This is a genomic window from Phytobacter sp. V91, from assembly GCF_965644225.1.
GTDB lineage: Bacteria > Pseudomonadota > Gammaproteobacteria > Enterobacterales > Enterobacteriaceae > CBFFRJ01.
The window spans coordinates 43,473-60,365 of the sequence record NZ_CBFFRJ010000001.1 but is presented as its reverse complement, the minus strand read 5'-3'; the positions used below and the strand labels follow the sequence as shown (position 1 = coordinate 60,365).

13 protein-coding genes are annotated in these 16,893 nt (G+C 53.3%); 6 read left to right on the top strand and 7 right to left on the bottom strand.

Annotation, left to right across the window (positions count from 1 at the left end):
* Window positions 1-134 precede the first annotated feature (134 nt).
* Window positions 135-875: a 3'(2'),5'-bisphosphate nucleotidase CysQ gene (gene cysQ, locus ACSZO4_RS00265; protein ID WP_437886830.1), complete on the top strand. Its 741-nt coding sequence runs from the start codon at window positions 135-137 to the stop codon at window positions 873-875.
* Here cysQ and ACSZO4_RS00260 read toward each other — a convergent pair.
* Entirely contained in the window at window positions 865-1,422 is a 558-nt protein-coding gene (locus ACSZO4_RS00260) for a YtfJ family protein (protein WP_437886829.1), read from the bottom strand. The genes cysQ and ACSZO4_RS00260 overlap by 11 nt on opposite strands.
* A gap of 336 nt (window positions 1,423-1,758) precedes the next feature.
* Here ACSZO4_RS00260 and ACSZO4_RS00255 point away from each other — a divergent pair, with 336 nt between their 5' ends.
* A complete protein-coding gene (locus ACSZO4_RS00255) occupies window positions 1,759-1,965 on the top strand; it encodes a DUF1107 domain-containing protein (protein WP_437886828.1) in 207 nt (68 codons plus the stop codon).
* Window positions 1,966-2,041: 76 nt separating this feature from the next.
* Here the strand turns inward: ACSZO4_RS00255 and araC are convergent, their stop codons facing one another.
* The 4 genes from araC to ACSZO4_RS00235 all read right to left on the bottom strand — a co-directional run bounded on the left by araC (window position 2,042) and on the right by ACSZO4_RS00235 (window position 7,791).
* Window positions 2,042-2,926 (bottom strand): arabinose operon transcriptional regulator AraC, encoded by an 885-nt coding sequence (araC, locus tag ACSZO4_RS00250; protein ID WP_437886827.1) that lies wholly within the window; start codon window positions 2,924-2,926, stop codon window positions 2,042-2,044.
* 20 nt (window positions 2,927-2,946) lie between these two features.
* On the bottom strand, window positions 2,947-4,956 hold the full coding sequence (locus tag ACSZO4_RS00245; protein ID WP_437886826.1) for a beta-galactosidase: 2,010 nt from the start codon (window positions 4,954-4,956) through the stop codon (window positions 2,947-2,949).
* Window positions 4,957-4,971: 15 nt separating this feature from the next.
* The gene (locus ACSZO4_RS00240) at window positions 4,972-6,204 is read right to left on the bottom strand and encodes an oligosaccharide MFS transporter (RefSeq protein WP_437886825.1); all 1,233 of its coding nucleotides are present in this window, start codon (window positions 6,202-6,204) and stop codon (window positions 4,972-4,974) included.
* Window positions 6,205-6,447: 243 nt separating this feature from the next.
* Window positions 6,448-7,791, bottom strand: a complete 1,344-nt coding sequence (locus ACSZO4_RS00235; RefSeq protein WP_437886824.1) for a hemolysin family protein — start codon at window positions 7,789-7,791, stop codon at window positions 6,448-6,450.
* Window positions 7,792-7,960: 169 nt separating this feature from the next.
* Between ACSZO4_RS00235 and ACSZO4_RS00230 the strand changes: the two genes are divergently transcribed.
* The gene (locus ACSZO4_RS00230; protein WP_437886823.1) at window positions 7,961-8,377 is read left to right on the top strand and encodes a lysozyme inhibitor LprI family protein; all 417 of its coding nucleotides are present in this window, start codon (window positions 7,961-7,963) and stop codon (window positions 8,375-8,377) included.
* Between the two features lie 112 nt (window positions 8,378-8,489).
* Here ACSZO4_RS00230 and msrA read toward each other — a convergent pair whose 3' ends face one another.
* Window positions 8,490-9,131, bottom strand: coding sequence for a peptide-methionine (S)-S-oxide reductase MsrA (gene msrA, locus ACSZO4_RS00225; RefSeq protein ID WP_437886822.1), 642 nt, complete (start codon window positions 9,129-9,131; stop codon window positions 8,490-8,492).
* Between the two features lie 212 nt (window positions 9,132-9,343).
* Here msrA and tamA point away from each other — a divergent pair, with 212 nt between their 5' ends.
* The 3 genes from tamA to ACSZO4_RS00210 are packed head-to-tail and all read left to right on the top strand — an operon-like array spanning window position 9,344 to window position 15,197.
* Window positions 9,344-11,077, top strand: a complete 1,734-nt coding sequence (tamA, locus tag ACSZO4_RS00220) for an autotransporter assembly complex protein TamA (protein WP_437886821.1) — start codon at window positions 9,344-9,346, stop codon at window positions 11,075-11,077.
* Entirely contained in the window at window positions 11,074-14,850 is a 3,777-nt protein-coding gene (gene tamB / locus ACSZO4_RS00215; protein ID WP_437886820.1) for an autotransporter assembly complex protein TamB, read from the top strand. The genes tamA and tamB overlap by 4 nt, the downstream gene beginning before the upstream one ends.
* Window positions 14,851-14,852: 2 nt before the next feature.
* Window positions 14,853-15,197, top strand: a complete 345-nt coding sequence (locus tag ACSZO4_RS00210) for a gamma-glutamylcyclotransferase family protein (protein WP_437886819.1) — start codon at window positions 14,853-14,855, stop codon at window positions 15,195-15,197.
* An 87-nt stretch (window positions 15,198-15,284) separates the two neighbouring features.
* On the opposite strand, the gene ACSZO4_RS00205 is transcribed toward ACSZO4_RS00210, so the two are convergent.
* A complete protein-coding gene (locus ACSZO4_RS00205; protein WP_437886818.1) occupies window positions 15,285-16,868 on the bottom strand; it encodes a methyl-accepting chemotaxis protein in 1,584 nt (527 codons plus the stop codon).
* Window positions 16,869-16,893: the final 25 nt, after the last annotated feature.

Here is a 16,893-nt window from a genome sequence, read left to right as displayed (position 1 = left end):
CTTACAGAATTGTGAATTTTGCCATGAAAATCGCCACATAACTGCAACAACACTCACACCTGGCGGATCCTGGCTGAATGCGATATAAGTAAAACAATGAGTTAGATCCCACAGCCATAAAGAAGAGGTGGACGATGTTAGAAGCGATTTGTCAGCTCGCACGGGAAGCGGGTGATGCCATCATGGAGATTTACGATGGCCATAAGCCTTTAGATGTAACCAGTAAATCTGATGACTCGCCGGTGACGGCGGCAGATATCGCCGCACACGGGGTGATTGCGCGTGGATTACTGGCGTTGACGCCGGAGATCCCTGTTCTTTCTGAAGAGGATCCTCCGGGCTGGGATGTTCGCCAGCACTGGCAGCGCTACTGGCTGGTGGATCCGCTTGATGGCACCAAGGAGTTTATTAAGCGCAACGGTGAGTTTACCGTCAATATCGCCTTGATTGAAAAAGGGAAACCGATACTGGGCGTGGTCTATGCGCCGGTGCTTAACGTGATGTATGCGGCGGCGGAAGGCAAAGCCTGGAAAGAAGAAAATGGCACTCGTCGGCAGATTCAGGTCCGTGATGCGCGCCCGCCGCTGGTGGTGGTGAGCCGTTCCCATGCTGATGATGAACTGAAAGAGTATTTGACGCAGCTGGGTGAACACCAGACCACGGCAATTGGTTCATCGCTCAAATTCTGCCTGGTGGCCGAAGGGCAGGCGCAGCTTTATCCGCGTTTTGGGCCAACCAATTCATGGGATACCGCCGCAGGTCATGCGGTGGCGGTAGCCGCCGGGGCGCACGTTCACGACTGGCAGGGCAAAACTCTCGATTACACGCCGCGTGAATCCTTCCTCAACCCCGGCTTCCGGGTCTCTATTTACTGAGTAATTTTTGCAGCAGGGCGATAACCTGCTGCACTTCTTCCTGCGTCAATGCGCCGTCTTTCACATATTCCACCCGTCCGTCTTTATTAAGCACCACTACAGCGGAACTCTCCTCTTCAAGCTGCCAGGCTTTGCGTACCTGGCCATCGCTATCGACGACAAACTGTGACCAGGGGTAGAGTTCTTTATTGCTCTCGATACTGCTGCGGACAAACATCGCCGAGCCTGGAATGGCATCATCGGTGTTGATGATGGTGGTCGTCTGATAGCGATCGTGAGGTAACCCGGCCGCTTTAATCGCCTCAATCAGCGCCGCATTTTTCTCTTTTGCAGAGGTCCGACCGGCAATATGTTGCACCACTCGCACTTTGCCTGGAAGCTGCGCGCTATTCCATGCTCTATAGCTAAACTTAGTGTTATCGAGAATTAACTCTCCTCTGTCAGCGACGCCAACCGGTGGCACTCGCTGACCCGTCTCAATGTTGTGGGCTTGCGCCAGAAGCGGCAGTAGCAGGCAGGTAGCTGCGAGGATTTTGCGTAGGGTCATGGTGTTTCCTTTATTGTTTTGTACAGAGTGCAGGCAGGTGATCCGACCACTTAATGAACCTGTTAATCATAAGTGCGATCAATGCGCTTTTCCCGCAATCAGGATGCCAGTTTGCGGGTTAACGCACATAACCGCGAAAAAACGATGGCTTATACTGCCCTTTCTAAAGGACTGCAAAGAAAATTCTGAATAACTGTCATCAAAAGGTAAATAAACTTATACACACTATGTGTCCTGAGCGTTCTGGACTATAGTCACTGGGCAACAATATTTGCGCTCATCATCGTCGGGCCAGGTTTGGCATCGCGAGGGCGTAATACTTAGCAGGAGAAAAAAATGAAAATCTTCCAGCGTTACAACCCACTTCAGGTGGCGAAGTACGTGAAAATCCTGTTCCGTGGACGGTTGTATATCAAGGATGTTGGCGCTTTCGAGTTCGATAAAGGCAAAATCCTCGTCCCGAAGGTGAAGGATAAGCAGCATTACGCTGTGATGTCAGAAATCAACCGTCAGGTTTTGCGTCTCCAGGCGGAGATGGCTTAACGCTAAACGCTATGCAGTAATCGGTTGTATAACAAACGGCTCCGCAAGGAGCCGTTGATGTTTGTAAACCCAGCCTTCACAGCTCACGCAAGCTGTTCATCCCTTCGTAGCGCTTCTTATATTCCACGGGTGGAATGCCATTGTGCTTGCGAAAGATCCGCGTGAAGTAGACCGGATCGTCATAGCCTACCGATTGCGCCACCCTGAAGATGGGCAAAGGGGTTGACTGAATCAACAGTCGCGCCCGGTTGATACGCTGAACTTCACGCCAGGCGTAAATGGTCTGCCCCAGCTCCGTTTTAAACAGATGGGCAAGGCGGGAAGGGGAGAGGAACACCATTCGTGCCAGGGTTTCGATTTTTAACTCTTGCGCTATGTGCTCATTGAGGTAATCGCAGACCGCATTGATGCGCGGGTCGTGAGCATGGCGATTGCTGATCGGCTGTAGCTGAAAACAGGTCAGGATCAACCGTTCCAGTGCATTCATCGCCAGCGCTTCGGACAGCGGGGCGCTGTCTGAGTTGTGACGAATCACTTCAGAAAAAAGATCGCGCAGCCTTTGCAGTTGCGCAGGATCATGCACCGCCGTTTTACCGATCCCCAGCGTATTGACGTCCCACTTTAGCCAGTCAACCCAGTAAGGCCGGGGAATAAAGTAGATCCACACATGATCCCAGTGCTCGCTGTGTTCGTCGCGCCCGTAATGATGGGGCACGCCGGGCGGGAACAGCAGTAGCTCGTTTTCACGGTAGACCAGTGAGCCATCGCCCACTTTTGCCCGCCCCTGACCACGCAGGGTCAGATTGATGATGTAGCCTTTCATACCCTGCGGGCGATTGATGTAGTAATCGAGCGTCGAACCACGTGAAATCGGCGTAAAGCCGGAGACAATCCAGGCATTGAACGTAAAGGTTTTGATCAATGGCGAGAAGGTGAGTAGCTCATTGATATCCAGTTCCATCGTTGTCTCCAGCTCAGGGTCTAATGCACGATAATATCAAAACCCCAGGGGGCAAGCTCCAGGGTTGCATCTCCGGTCACTGGGGCAGCGTTTAATAACGACACGCCGCTGTCCGGGTTAGTCAGGCTTTGCACCTGCGAGGAGTAGTTGAAAATAAAGGATACCCTCTTACCCTGGCTATTGGTCATTCGTCGGACGATAAGCGGGAAGTGGGCGTTGCTGGTCCGTGAGCGTAAGGCGACCCCCCTTGTCAGATGGTCAAACAGCCGGGTAATCAATGCCTGTTGCGGCAGGAAGCCGATGTACATTGCCAGTCCATCGCCGCAGTTTGCCTCGGTCGCGGCGGCATATTGCCCCCATATCTGATGCTGATAGCGCAGCAATGTGCGCGTTTGTCCGGCGGGAGTGAGTAACTCCATCCACAGGTCGACACCTTCAGCCCCGGTACAGTCTGGTGCGTTATCGCAGGCGACAACCCTGACGTTTTCCGGCAGCGTGAACTGGCTGTAACTGACACCACATGTTTCACTCAAGCCACCGGGCTGCGCATCGCGTCTGACTTTGACGTTTTCATCGCTGAATCCGGATTTGAATCCGATCAGTGCTCGCCCGCCCTGGGCAATATAGCTGTTAATGCGGGACAGCAACCCGTCATCCACCGCGTAGAGCGCAGGGATCACAATCGCCCGGTAGCGCGCCGCATCCTCGCCAATATCATTAATGATATCGACCGCAATATTGTGGTCATAAAGTGCATCATAGAAGCGGCGCACAATATCGTTATAGACGTTGGTCTGCGCTGTACCCGGTTTAAACTGGTTGAGGGCATCCATGGCCTCATTGCTTACCAGTATGGCGACGTCATGGTCAGCCCGCAGATTTTCCAGCTGTGGCGACATCCGGGCAAAATCTGCGCCAATAGTGGTCGCCTCCTGCCAGGTTGGATTACGGGAAAAATCATGGCTGAGCAGGCCTTTCCAGTAGGTCTCAAACGAATTGTGGATGGAATGCCAGTGCCAGTAGGAGACCATTGCCGCCCCGGCGGCGACGTGACTGAATGCCTGTAAACGCAGTTGGCCGGGGTAAGGCGTCCACTGCGGGAAGCCCTGCGCCTGAGTTTCGAGAACATAGTAGTTTTGCCCGGATTTAAGACTGCGGGTGACCGCGCCGCCAAAGGCAATCTCCCGCCCGGTCAGATGATCCTGGCTTGGGTGATAAATATCGACGCCAGCCACGCTCAGACATTGCGCGGCGGCAAAATGGTCGACGCGAGGCTGTATGCCAAACGAGTAACCCCGCCATTCAAAATCAAAATTATGGGTGACAAACTGCGATGAACTGGCATATTCCCGGACAATCTCAGCTTGCCACGCCACATAATCCGTTACCTGCTGGCGCTGATAATGGCTGAAGGCGCAGGCCAGGCTGGCGTTAATGGTGTTGTCGATCGGAGGGAAATCTTGCCAACGGTCGATACGATTACTCCAGTAATCGAGGCCGAAATCACGGTTCAGCTTCTCGAGGCTCGGATACTGCTCTTGCAGATGGCGAACAAAGCCCTCCTGCATATAGCGCCCGGTGTTGTCGTAGTGCTTGGTTTCATTGTCCAGTTGATAGCCAATGATTGCCGGATGATGTTGCACATGCGCCATCAGTACGCGAATAATTTTCTCCGCATAGCGGCGAAAAACAGGGCTGACGATATCCATGATTTGCCGCGGTCCATACTTCTGCTGGCCTTCTGCGGTAGTGACCATGACTTCCGGGTGCTTCGCCGCCAGCCAGGCCGGAATAGCATAGGTTGGCGTGCCGATAATGACTGCTATCCCGGCCTGATGCATGGCATTCAGCACGCGGTCAATATGGTAGAAGTTGTATTCTCCCTCTTTTGGCTCCAGCGTACTCCAGGTGGATTCAGCAATACGTACCACGTTGATACCGGTTTCCAGCATCAGGGCGATATCCGCTTCAAGCCGCTCTTCCGGCATGTATTCATCGTAATATGCAACGCCATAATATAATTTGGACACGTTCACCTCCTGAAGTTAATGTGCAGCAGCCACGGGTTGGGCGATAAATACTCTGGCTTTATCCAGCGTAATAAATGAAAGAAGGGTAAAGCACAGCGCAATACTTCCCAGCACGATATAGCTACTGGTGAACCCCATGTTTTGATACATATGGCCAATGCCGGTGGACAAAAAGATTGAGCTAAAACTTTTTGAGAACTGAAACCCAATAAGATAAACCGTTGCTGACAGCAGCGGGTTAAAATTAGCGGTAATATATTTTAGGGCTGCGACCAGTAAAACGGAGCTTTCAAATCCGTGAAGTAATTTAATCAGGCTAATAGATACCGGGCCCACCGCCCAGGCTGAACCGATAATACGCAGACTCATGATCAGGCCACAGTACAGCAGCGCATTTTTTGGCCCAATTTTATTCACAAACCACGGGGCAAAAAACATCACAATGGCATCAAGGAAAATCTGTCCGGTAGTGAGGTAGCCGAACACTTCCGCACCCCGAGCTTTGCTTTCAAAGAAGTGGCTGTAATAAATCGCAAATTGCTGATCATAGGTTTCGTACACCGCACCCACCCCGACCATATAGGCGGCAAAAAACCAGAACTTTTTCAGCTTTAGCAGCGTGGCGGCATCCGCGAAGGTGACAGGTTTGGCTTTATTCAAAGACACACCCTGGCTCTGGGTTTTCACCCTGGTTTTCCAGACCACAAAGAGCAGGCAGACTCCGGCTGCGCTGGCAGTCCAGAACATCAGATTCTGGTCGATGCCATAGAGCTTACCGGCGACAAAGGTTCCAATCGCGGCACCAATACCGCCAAACATTCTGGCGCGGCCAAATTCAAAGCCAGAGGCCCGACTGACCTTATCGATATAAGCTTCACAAATTCCGCAGCCTGCGCCGTAGGCCAGACCGATATAAATACCGCCGGCCAGAGCACCAAGGATCACGTTAATTTTTAGAAGCGGCGCAAAAACATAAATCCACCATGGTGCGAATAACGTAATAATTATCGCCAGCATCCACATCAGATTTTTGCGGTAGATTAATTTATCAGAGATAAAGCCAAACAGCGGTTGCACGCAAACGGCAATAATTGCGGTGAAAGAGTACACCAATCCGACATCACCATAACTGATGCCAATGGTCTCGGTAAGCCATAAAGAAAGGTAAGGATAACAACAGCCCCAACCAATAAAGAAGAAAAGAAAAAAAAGACAGCTCATATAATAATTTTTATTTGAATCTATCATGATGCCCTCGCTTTCCTGTATCAGGAATATTTCGTTTTGACGCGAGCAACGTTACCGTTTCGTCTTCAGCGCGGTCATGAATGTCTCGCTACCAACCAGTAAAAATCTGCTATCTGCTGGCAGGCGTGAAGCAACTCACATTCTGTTAATACGTATAGAGAGTTTTTAGATATAAGAACGTGATTTCATTGTGGGTATAAAAAAGGGCGGAATAATATCCGCCCTGTTTATCTGGTTTTAATTTTACGCTTCGCTGGCTGCTTTATCTTCCGTATCCGGCAGTTTTGGTGTTAATACACTCGCCTTACTATCGATACGGGTTACCAGCAACTGGTCGATACGATAATTATCAATATCCACCACTTCAAATTTGTAGCCGGAGAACTTCACCGAGTCGGTACGTTTCGGGATTTTACGCAGCATAAACATCATAAAACCACCGATGGTTTCGTAGTTTCCGGATTGCGGGAACTCATCGATATCCAGTACGCGCATCACATCATCAATCGGCGTACCGCCATCGACCAGCCATGAGTTCTCGTCACGCGCCACGATTTGCTCTTCCAGACCCTGGCCCACCAGATCGCCCATCAGGGTGGTCATCACATCGTTCAGCGTAATAATCCCAACCACCAGTGCGTATTCGTTCATGATCACGGCGAAATCTTCCCCCGCCGTTTTGAAACTTTCCAGGGCTTCAGAGAGCGTCAGAGTATCCGGGACAATCAGCGTATTGCGAATTTGCACGCCGCTGCTCAGCGCCAGACTCTGGTTACCCAGCACACGGTTCAGCAGATCTTTGGAGTCGACATAACCGACGATATGGTCGATATCGCCATTACAGACCAGGAATTTTGAGTGCGGATGCTCGGCGACTTTACTTTTCAGGCTGTTTTCATCTTCATGTAAATCAAACCAGATGATGTTTTCACGCGAAGTCATGGAAGACGGAACCGTGCGAGACTCGAGCTCAAACACATTCTCAATCAGTTCATGCTCTTGTTTGCGTAAAACACCGGCCAGCGCACCAGCTTCAAAAATGGCATAGACATCATCAGAGGTGATGTCATCTTTACGTACCATAGGTAGCTTAAATATGCGGAAGATAATATTGGCCATGCCGTTGAAGAACCACACCAGTGGGCGGAAGACAAACAGGCAGAAGCGCATCGGGTTGATAATGCGCAAAGCCACAACTTCAGGCGCGATCATACCGATGCGTTTCGGAGTAAGGTCGGCAAACAGGATAAACAGACCCGTTACCAGCGTGAACGAAATAATAAAGCTCAGGCGGTCTGCCAGCTCCGGCGATATCACGGTGACTAACATACTGTAGAACGCAGGGGAGAAAGCGGCGTCACCAACGATACCGCCAAGAATGGCAACAGCGTTGAGGCCAATCTGTACCACGGTAAAAAAGGTGCCGGGGTTTTCCTGCATTTTTAAAATGCGCTGCGCATTGATGTTGCCATCATCGGCAAGCAGCTTAAGCTTGATTTTCCTGGACGCGGCAAGCGAGATCTCGGATAACGAGAAAAATGCGCTTACAACGATCAGACAGAGTATGACTAAGATACTGTTTAACATAGTTTATCCGGCTTAACGCCAGATCCTCGGAAGGGGAAAGTTGAATAATCCATGTGGCAAAGCACGTTGAAAGCCGATCTGAAGCGGTGGATCAGCAATTTCGCAGGCTAGTATAGCGTAAGCGAACAGAGGTACAAATAGAGGTTCTGGCATGATAAGGGATATTCCGATGAAATATGCAATACATTCAATGTTATTACTGACCGTAATGAGCCATTGCGCACTGGCTGAAGTGCCGGGGAAGCAGATTGATAGCGCCTTGCAACAATGCAAACTGAATGCGGAAACAACAATCGATACGCAAAAATGTTATGGCGCAGCAACAGCGGCCTGGGATGCGGAGCTTGGTGTACAGTACAAATTATTACTGAAAGACCAACCTGACAATGTGCGTATCGCCCTGTGGAATTCGCAACGGCAATGGATTAAATACCGCGACGAATACAACAAAGGGATTGAGGCTTTTTATCAAAAAGAGCAGGGGACTATCTGGTCACTGGTTGCTGCGGAATCAAAAATGAATGTGATCAGAGATAAAGCCCTGGATCTGAACAGGCTCAGTAATAGCACCGATTTAGGCGGCTGATGGCTGGCTGATCCGGGGGGGACGTGTGAAAAATGTGCGGTGATATCAATTTTACGGCAGATGAATAACCGGCCCAACTTACAGGCCGGCAAGGCGATGAAACTTACTGGTCTTACGCCAGCTGTGGAGGCAGGCAGACCCCAATTCCCCCTATGCCGCAGTAGCCATACGGGTTTTTGTGCAGATATTGCTGGTGATCATCTTCGGCATAGTAGAACGGCGGCGCAGTGACAATTTCGGTGGTGATGGTGCGCGCGTCACTGGCTGTATGCATTGCGGCCTGGAAACGTTCGAGGCTCGCCTTTGCCGCGACGCTCTGCTCTGGCGTCAGCGGGAACAAAGCGGAACGGTACTGAGTGCCGTGATCGTTACCCTGTTGCATACCTTGCGCGGGATCGTGGTTCTCCCAGAAGGTATGCAACAGTTGCTCATAGCTGATGATCGCAGGGTCGTAGACTACGCGAACGGCTTCGGTATGGCCCGTCTGCCCGGTGCAGACCTCCCGATAGGTCGGGTTGGGCGTATAGCCACCCATATAGCCTGCCGCCGTGCTGTAGACACCAGGCAACTGCCAGAACAGTCGCTCAACACCCCAAAAGCAGCCCATTGCAAAGAAAGCGATTTCCATCCCTTCCGGCACGTTGGTCATGGAGTGATCGTTGACGACATGCAATGTTGCGACAGGCATGGGGGTGTTACGCCCTGGCAATGCATCCGATTGAGTAACAAGCATTTTTTTATCAAACAGACCCATAATGAGCCCTCCCGGAAACGCAAATTGCGGTTAAGGTTGTAACGAAGACTCTCTTTTAACACAATAAACACGCTAAATGAGACTAGATTTAAACATAAGAAATATTTGGGGTGTCGTCTGTTTTTCAATCCATATGATGGATTTTTACAGGTCGCGGAGCGGCGTTAACGTTTCCTTCCAGGGGCGGGAACAAGGGATATTCAGGAGAGAACGTGCCAAAAATCCGTTTTTTATGTATTGCCGGTGTGCTGCTGGCATGCCAGAGCGCAATGGCAGCAAACGTGCGTTTGCAATTAGAAGGATTGACCGGGGCGTTACAAAAGAATGTGCGTGCCCAGCTGTCAACCATCCAGAGCGATGAAGTGACGCCAGACAAACGGTTTCAGGCACGCGTTGATGATGCCATTCGTGAAGGACTCAAGGCACTCGGTTACTACGAACCCACTATCGAATTTGAGCTGCGTCCCCCGCCGGCAAAAGGTCGCCAGGTGTTGATTGCCCACGTAAAAGCGGGTGAGCCCGTGCGTATTGGTGGCACGGACGTCATTCTGCGCGGCGGCGCGCGTACCGATGAAGACTATCTTGCGCTACTGAAGAATCGGCCAGCCATTGGTACCGTTCTTAATCACGGTGATTATGACGGTTTCAAAAGTTCGCTGACGCGCGTGGCGCTGCGTAAAGGCTACTTTGACAGCCAGTTCAACCGTAGTCAGCTGGGTATTTCGCTGGAAAGACAGCAGGCTTTCTGGGATATCGATTATGACAGCGGCGAGCGTTACCGCTTTGGCGATGTCACTTTTGAAGGCTCGCAAATCCGCGAAGAGTATCTGCAAAACCTTGTCCCTTTCAAAAGCGGTGATGCTTATCAGGTCCGGGATCTTGCAGAACTGAACCGCCGCCTGTCGGCGACCGGCTGGTTTAACTCGGTGGTGGTGGCTCCGGAATTTGACAAGGCCCGGAAAACCAAAGTGTTGCCGCTCAAAGGCGTGGTCACTCCCCGTATTGAAAACACCATTGAAGCCGGGGTGGGCTACTCCACTGACGTCGGCCCACGGGTTAAATCCACATGGCGAAAGCCGTGGATGAACTCATATGGTCATAGTCTGACGACCACCGCCAGCGTCTCTGCGCCAGAACAACAGCTTGATTTTAGCTATAAAGTGCCGCTGCTGAAAAATCCTCTGGAGCAATATTACCTGGTGCAGGGCGGCTTTAAGCGTACCGATTTAAACGATACCGAGTCGGACTCAACAACCCTTGCGGTCTCCCGTTTCTGGGATCTCTCCAGCGGCTGGCAGCGCGCCATTAATCTGCGCTGGAGCCTCGACCACTTTACCCAGGCCAGTGTGACCAACACCACCATGCTGCTCTATCCGGGGGTAATGATTAGCCGTACCCGTTCACGCGGCGGCCTGATGCCAACCTGGGGAGATTCGCAGCGCTATTCGGTGGATTACTCAAGCACCGCCTGGGGCTCAGATGTGGAGTTTGTCGTGATGCAGGCGCAAAACGCCTGGATCCGTACCCTCTACGATCGTCACCGTTTTGTCGTCCGGGGCAATGTGGGCTGGATCGAAACCGATAACTTTGATCGTGTCCCGCCGGATCTGCGCTTTTTCGCCGGGGGCGATCGCAGCATCCGTGGCTACAAATACAAATCGATCGCGCCAAAAGATGACGACGGCAAACTGATCGGCGCCTCCAAAATGGCGACCGGCTCGCTGGAATACCAGTACAACGTCAGCGGGAGATGGTGGGGCGCTGTCTTTGTCGACAGCGGTGAAGCGGTAAGCGATATTCGCCGCAGTAATCTTAAAACCGGTGCCGGCGTCGGCGTGCGCTGGCAGTCGCCCGTTGGCCCAATCAAACTCGACTTTGCCGTCCCGGTGGGCGACAAAGACGAACACGGTTTACAGTTCTACATTGGTCTGGGGCCTGAATTATGAGTTTATGGAAGAAGATAAGCCTCGGCGTTCTGATATTTATTGTGCTGATACTGGGGACGGTGGCCTTTCTGGTCGGGACGACAAGCGGGCTGCATCTGCTGTTTAACGCCGCTAATCGTTGGGTGCCAGGCCTGCATATCGGTCAGGTGACGGGGGGCTGGCGCGATCTGACGCTCAAAGATGTCCGCTTCGATAATCCCGGTGTGGCGGTCAGTGCCGGAGAGCTCCACCTGGCCGTGAGGCTGGGCTGCCTGCGCAACAGCAGTCTGTGCGTGAACGATATCTCGCTCAGCGATATCAATGTGGTGATTGATAGCAAAAAGATGCCGCCCGCCGCGCCAGTGCAGGAGGAAGATAGCGGGCCGCTTAACCTCTCCACGCCGTACCCGATAACCCTCAGCCGTGTGGCGCTCAATAACGTCAATATCAAAATCGATGACACCACTGTCTCAGTGATGGATTTCTCCTCAGCATTAAGCTGGCAGGACAAAAACCTGACCCTGAAACCGACCTCCCTGCGAGGTCTGCTGATTGCTCTGCCGAAGGTGGCGAAGGTCGCCCAGGAACAAGTGGTGGAGCCGAAAATTGACAACCCTCAGCCGGACGAACTGCCGCTGGGCGAGTCGCTAAAGCAGCTCTTCGCCAAACCGGTGCTGCCGGAGATGACCGACGTTCACCTGCCGCTTAACCTCAACATCGAAGAATTTCGCGGTGAGCAACTGCGGCTGACGGGCGACACGGATATCACCATCAGCAACATGCTGCTTAAAGTCAGCAGCATCGACGGCAATATGCAACTTGATGCGCTGGATATCGATTCAAATCAGGGCACCCTGAACGCCACGGGCACGGCGAAGTTGCAGGATAACTGGCCGGTTGATCTTACCCTGAACACCACACTCAACGTCGAGCCGATAAAAGGTGAGAAAGTTAAGCTGAAAGTTGGTGGCGAGGTGCGTAAGCAACTGGAATTTGGCGTCAATCTTTCCGGCCCGGTGGATGTGGTGTTGCGCGGGCAAACTCAGCTTGCCGAACCGGGCTTACCGCTCAATCTGGACATCACCAGCGAGCAGCTTTACTGGCCATTCACCGGTGAAAAACAGTACCAGGCCGACGATCTTAAGCTCAGGCTGACCGGAAAAATGACCGACTACACCCTGTCATTCCGCACGGCGGTGAAAGGTCAGAATATCCCTCCAGCCACCATCACCCTGGACGGTAAGGGCAACGAGCAGCAAATTAATATTGATAAGCTGAGCCTGGCGGCGCTGGAGGGTAAGACCGAGCTTAAAGCCTTGCTCGACTGGCAGCAGGCTATTAGCTGGCGCGGTGAACTGACGCTGGATGGAATCAACACCGCGAAGACGTTTCCCGACTGGCCGGCGAAACTTAACGGACTGGCAAAAATGCGCGGCAGCCTGTACGGCGGCACCTGGCAGGTTGATATTCCTGAGTTGAAGCTTGCCGGGAATGTGAAGCAAAACAAAGTCAGTGTGGAGGGCCAGCTTAAAGGCAACAGCTACATGCAGTGGGTTATTCCGGACCTGCATCTGGAGCTTGGGCGTAATAAGGCCGATGTGAAAGGTGAGCTGGGCGTGAAGGATCTCAATCTGGACGCCACCATTGATGCCCCGGGTCTTGATAATGCGCTGCCTGGGCTCGGCGGCACGGCGAAAGGTCTGGTTAAGGTTCGCGGTACCGTTGATGCCCCACAGGTGCTGGCGGATATCACCGCCAATAATCTGCGCTGGCAGGAGCTGCGGATTGCGAAAGTGCTGGTGAAGGGGGATGTTAAATCCAGCGACCAGATTGCCGGCGCCCTGAATGTTCGCGTGGAGCGTATTTCACAGCCGGATGTGGATCTCAGCCTGGTGACGCTGGCGGCGAAAGGCAGTGAAAAGCAGCACGAGCTTGAACTGCGCGTGCAGGGCGAGCCGGTGGCCGGACAGTTAAAACTGACAGGCAGCTTTGACCGAACTGAACAACGCTGGCAAGGAACGCTCAGCGACACCCGTTTCACCACACCGGTCGGACCGCTGGTGCTGAGCCGCCCGATTGCGCTGGATTACCGCAATCAGCAGCAGAAAATCAGCATCGGGCCACATTGCTGGACAAACCCCAACGCCGAGCTGTGCGTTCCCGCAGCCATTGAAGCCGGGGCGCAAGGGCGGGCCGTCGTCAATCTCAACCGCTTTGATTTGGCAATGCTTAAGCCTTTTATGCCTGAGACAACCCAGGCCAGCGGCACCTTTAGCGGTAGAGCTGATGTCAGCTGGGATACCACCAAAGAGGGGTTGCCGCAGGGTGAGGTAACGCTGAACGGGCGTAATGTGAAGGTGACCCAGACCGTCAATGATGCGCCATTGCCGGTCGCGTTCGAGACGCTGAATCTCAATGCCCGGCTGCGTAACAATCGCGCTGATTTAGGCTGGATGATGCGTCTGACCAATAATGGTCAGTTCGATGGTCAGGTGCAGATAACCGATCCGCAAGGGCGGCGTAACCTTGGCGGTAACGTCAATATTCGCAACTTCTCACTGGCGATGGCGAACGCGATTTTCACCCGGGGAGAGAAAGCCGAAGGGATGCTTAACGCCAACCTGCGCCTTGCCGGGAACCTGCAAAGCCCGCAACTGTTCGGGCAGTTGCAGGTTAACGATGTGGATATGGAAGGCAACTTTATGCCTTTCGATATGCAACCGAGCCAGCTCTCGATGAACTTTACCGGGATGCGCTCAACCTTGCAGGGCGTGGTTCGCACAAAGCAGGGGCAGATCAACCTTGGCGGCGATGCCGACTGGAGCCAGATTAACAACTGGCGCGCCAGGGTCACGGCGCAGGGCAGCAGAGTGCGCGTCACGGTGCCGCCGATGGTGCGCCTTGATGTCTCGCCGGATCTTGTCTTTGAGGCAACACCGAGCCTGTTCACGCTGGATGGCCGTGTGGATGTGCCCTGGGCGCGTATTACGGTACATGAAGTACCAGAGAGCGCGGTGGGCACCTCCAGTGACGAAGTGATGCTGGATGCCAATCTGCAACCGATAGAGTCGCGCAGCGCCGGGATCCCGATTAACAGTAATCTGGTTGTCCATGTCGGCAATAATGTGCGCCTGGATGCCTTTGGTCTGAAAGCGCGTTTGACCGGTGACCTGAAAGTTGCTCAGGATAAACAAGGGCTTGGGCTAAACGGGCAGATCAATATTCCGGAAGGCCGCTATCATGCATACGGTCAGGATTTGATCGTGCGCAAAGGTGAGTTATTGTTCTCCGGTCCGCCTGATCAACCGCTGTTAAATATTGAGGCGATCCGTAACCCGGATTCGACCGAAAATGACGTCATCGCCGGGGTGCGAATTACCGGTACCGCCGATGAACCCAGAGCGGAGATCTTCTCTGACCCGGCGATGTCGCAGCAGGAAGCGTTATCTTACCTGCTGCGTGGGCAGGGTCTGGGGAGTGGTCAGAGCGACGGCGCGGCAATGACCTCAGCGTTGATCGGGTTGGGGGTTGCACAAAGTGGCCAGGTTGTGGGTAAAATCGGCGAGACCTTTGGCGTAAGTAATCTGGCGCTGGACACCGAAGGGGTGGGTGACTCTTCCCAGGTGGTGGTCAGTGGCTATGTACTGCCTGGTTTGCAGGTAAAATATGGCGTGGGAATTTTTGACTCACTGGCGACTCTCACGTTACGTTATCGCCTGATGCCTAAGCTGTATCTGGAAGCGGTGTCTGGCATCGATCAGGCACTTGATTTGCTCTATCAGTTTGAGTTCTAGCAATGCGAATATTTGTTTACGGCAGTTTACGACGCAAGCAAGGCAACAGTCATTGGATGACCAATGCCCAGTGGCTTGGCGATCACAATGTTGAGCACTACCAACTCTACAGTCTGGGGCACTACCCTGGCGCTGTGCCGGGTGATGGAAGCGTGTTGGGTGAAGTGTACCGTATTGATGCGGCGACCCTCGCCGAACTGGATGCCCTGCGTACCGCAGGTGGCGAATACAAACGCCAGCTGATCCAGACGCCTTATGGCAGCGCCTGGATGTATGTGTATCAGCGCCCGGTTGAGGGACGAAAGCACATTCTGACCGGCAACTGGTTGGATAAAGACCAGTATTAAAATAAGCAACGCCACCTTCGGGTGGCGTTGCTTTTTGTGGGTGTTTACATCAGCAGCAGGCTGGGTAAACCTCAGCGTGGCTAAAGGTCAGGCGGCATTCTGATGCAGCTTGAATAAACTTACGGCTTCCAGTAACTCTTCTGCCTGGCGCTGCATTTCGTGGGCGGCGGCGGATGACGCCTGCGACAGCGTGGCGTTTTGCTGCGTGGCGGTATCCATATGGGTGACTGCGACGTTGACCTGATCGATCCCCACGCTTTGCTCCTTACTGGCGGCAGAAATCGTCTCTACCAGTTCGCTGACCTGCTGCACACTGCGCAGGATCTCACTCATGGCTGAACCGGCATTCTGTACCTGAGCGTTGCCTTCAGCGATACGGCTGACGGAATTGTCGATCAGATTGCGGATGTCTCTGGCCGCAGATGCGGAACGCTGCGCCAGGGCGCGCACTTCACCGGCAACAACCGCGAAGCCACGGCCTTCCGGGCCTGCACGGGCCGCTTCGACGGCAGCGTTCAGCGCCAGAATATTGGTCTGGAAAGCAAGGCTGTCGATCACCCCAATGATGTTATTAATTTCGCTGGAAAGCTGGTGGATATCGCTCATGGTTTGTACCACGCGCTCCACCGCCTTGCCGCCCTGACCGGCGATGGTAAAAGCGTCGCGGGCAATGGAACTGGCAAAGCGTGAGTTCTCGGCATTGCTCTTCACCACCGAGGTGAGCTCTTCCATGGAGGCGGCCGTTTGTTCCAGCGCGCTGGCCTGCGCCTCGTTACGGGAAGAGAGTTCGCGGCTGCCGGTGGCAATCTGCACCGAAGCCGAGGCAATCGACTCCGTGCTATGGCGAACGCCATAAACAATGCGGGTCAGGTTGCCATTCATCTCCCGAAGCGCCTGCATTAACTCTGCCGTCTCATCGCGACCGGAAAGGGTAAAGGTGGTTTGCAAATCTCCCGCGGCCACGGTGCGGGCAACGGCTACCGCCTGGGCCAGTGGATGGGTAATGCTGCGCACCAGCCACCAGGTGATCAGTGCGCCAACCAGCAGGGTGATTGCCATTGCCAGGAGCAGCATCAGGCGGGTTTGCTCAAACTGTGCGAGGTTACGGGCGTCCGTCTCAATGTGGATGGCACTGGCATGTTCAAGCGTGCGGGCCACCACCTCATCGATCATCTTTGTCGGTTCGCGATCGATACCGGTGACCAGCTTATCCACGCGCTGGGGGCTGGTGGCATCGGTCAGGACATACTGTTGTAACGCACTCAGATAGTGCTGTTCCAGCTCGGCATGCAGCCTGCGGGTCTTCTCCACCTGCTCGTTGTTCATACCCAGTTGCGGCAGCAGACCGCTCAGTTTTTGCAGCAGTTGCTGGGTTGTCTGACTCTGGGTCACAAAGGCATTTTTGTATTTATCGAACGTCTCTTGTCCCTGAGTCCCGCGCAGCAGCGTGTTCTTCCACTCCTGCACCTGAATTTTGAACTGTACCTGGGCGTTGCGGGCGGTATCGATACTGTCGGCCAGCACTTTTTCGGTGTTCATCATTTTCTGGTTCTGCTCGAAACTGGCGCTATTGATTGCCAGGCCGCGCATCCCGATAAACAGCGTCGCCAGGAGTAGCAGGGTTGCCATCAGGCCAAGGCGTTGTCCGATGGTGAATTGATTGAGTTTCATACAGCTTCCGTTGGGGGAATGAGAG

Excerpts from the sequence above, each read along its gene's own strand:
- ACSZO4_RS00260 (WP_437886829.1), bottom strand. The coding sequence starts at position 1,422 with ATGACCCTACGCAAAATCCTCGCAGCTACCTGCCTGCTACTGCCGCTT.
- ACSZO4_RS00210 (WP_437886819.1), top strand. The coding sequence starts at position 14,853 with ATGCGAATATTTGTTTACGGCAGTTTACGACGCAAGCAAGGCAACAGT.
- ACSZO4_RS00240 (WP_437886825.1), bottom strand. The coding sequence starts at position 6,204 with ATGATAGATTCAAATAAAAATTATTATATGAGCTGTCTTTTTTTTCTT.
- cysQ (WP_437886830.1), top strand. The coding sequence starts at position 135 with ATGTTAGAAGCGATTTGTCAGCTCGCACGGGAAGCGGGTGATGCCATC.
- ACSZO4_RS00230 (WP_437886823.1), top strand. The coding sequence starts at position 7,961 with ATGAAATATGCAATACATTCAATGTTATTACTGACCGTAATGAGCCAT.
- ACSZO4_RS00255 (WP_437886828.1), top strand. The coding sequence starts at position 1,759 with ATGAAAATCTTCCAGCGTTACAACCCACTTCAGGTGGCGAAGTACGTG.
- ACSZO4_RS00205 (WP_437886818.1), bottom strand. The coding sequence starts at position 16,868 with ATGAAACTCAATCAATTCACCATCGGACAACGCCTTGGCCTGATGGCA.
- tamB (WP_437886820.1), top strand. The coding sequence starts at position 11,074 with ATGAGTTTATGGAAGAAGATAAGCCTCGGCGTTCTGATATTTATTGTG.
- ACSZO4_RS00235 (WP_437886824.1), bottom strand. The coding sequence starts at position 7,791 with ATGTTAAACAGTATCTTAGTCATACTCTGTCTGATCGTTGTAAGCGCA.
- araC (WP_437886827.1), bottom strand. The coding sequence starts at position 2,926 with ATGGAACTGGATATCAATGAGCTACTCACCTTCTCGCCATTGATCAAA.
- msrA (WP_437886822.1), bottom strand. The coding sequence starts at position 9,131 with ATGGGTCTGTTTGATAAAAAAATGCTTGTTACTCAATCGGATGCATTG.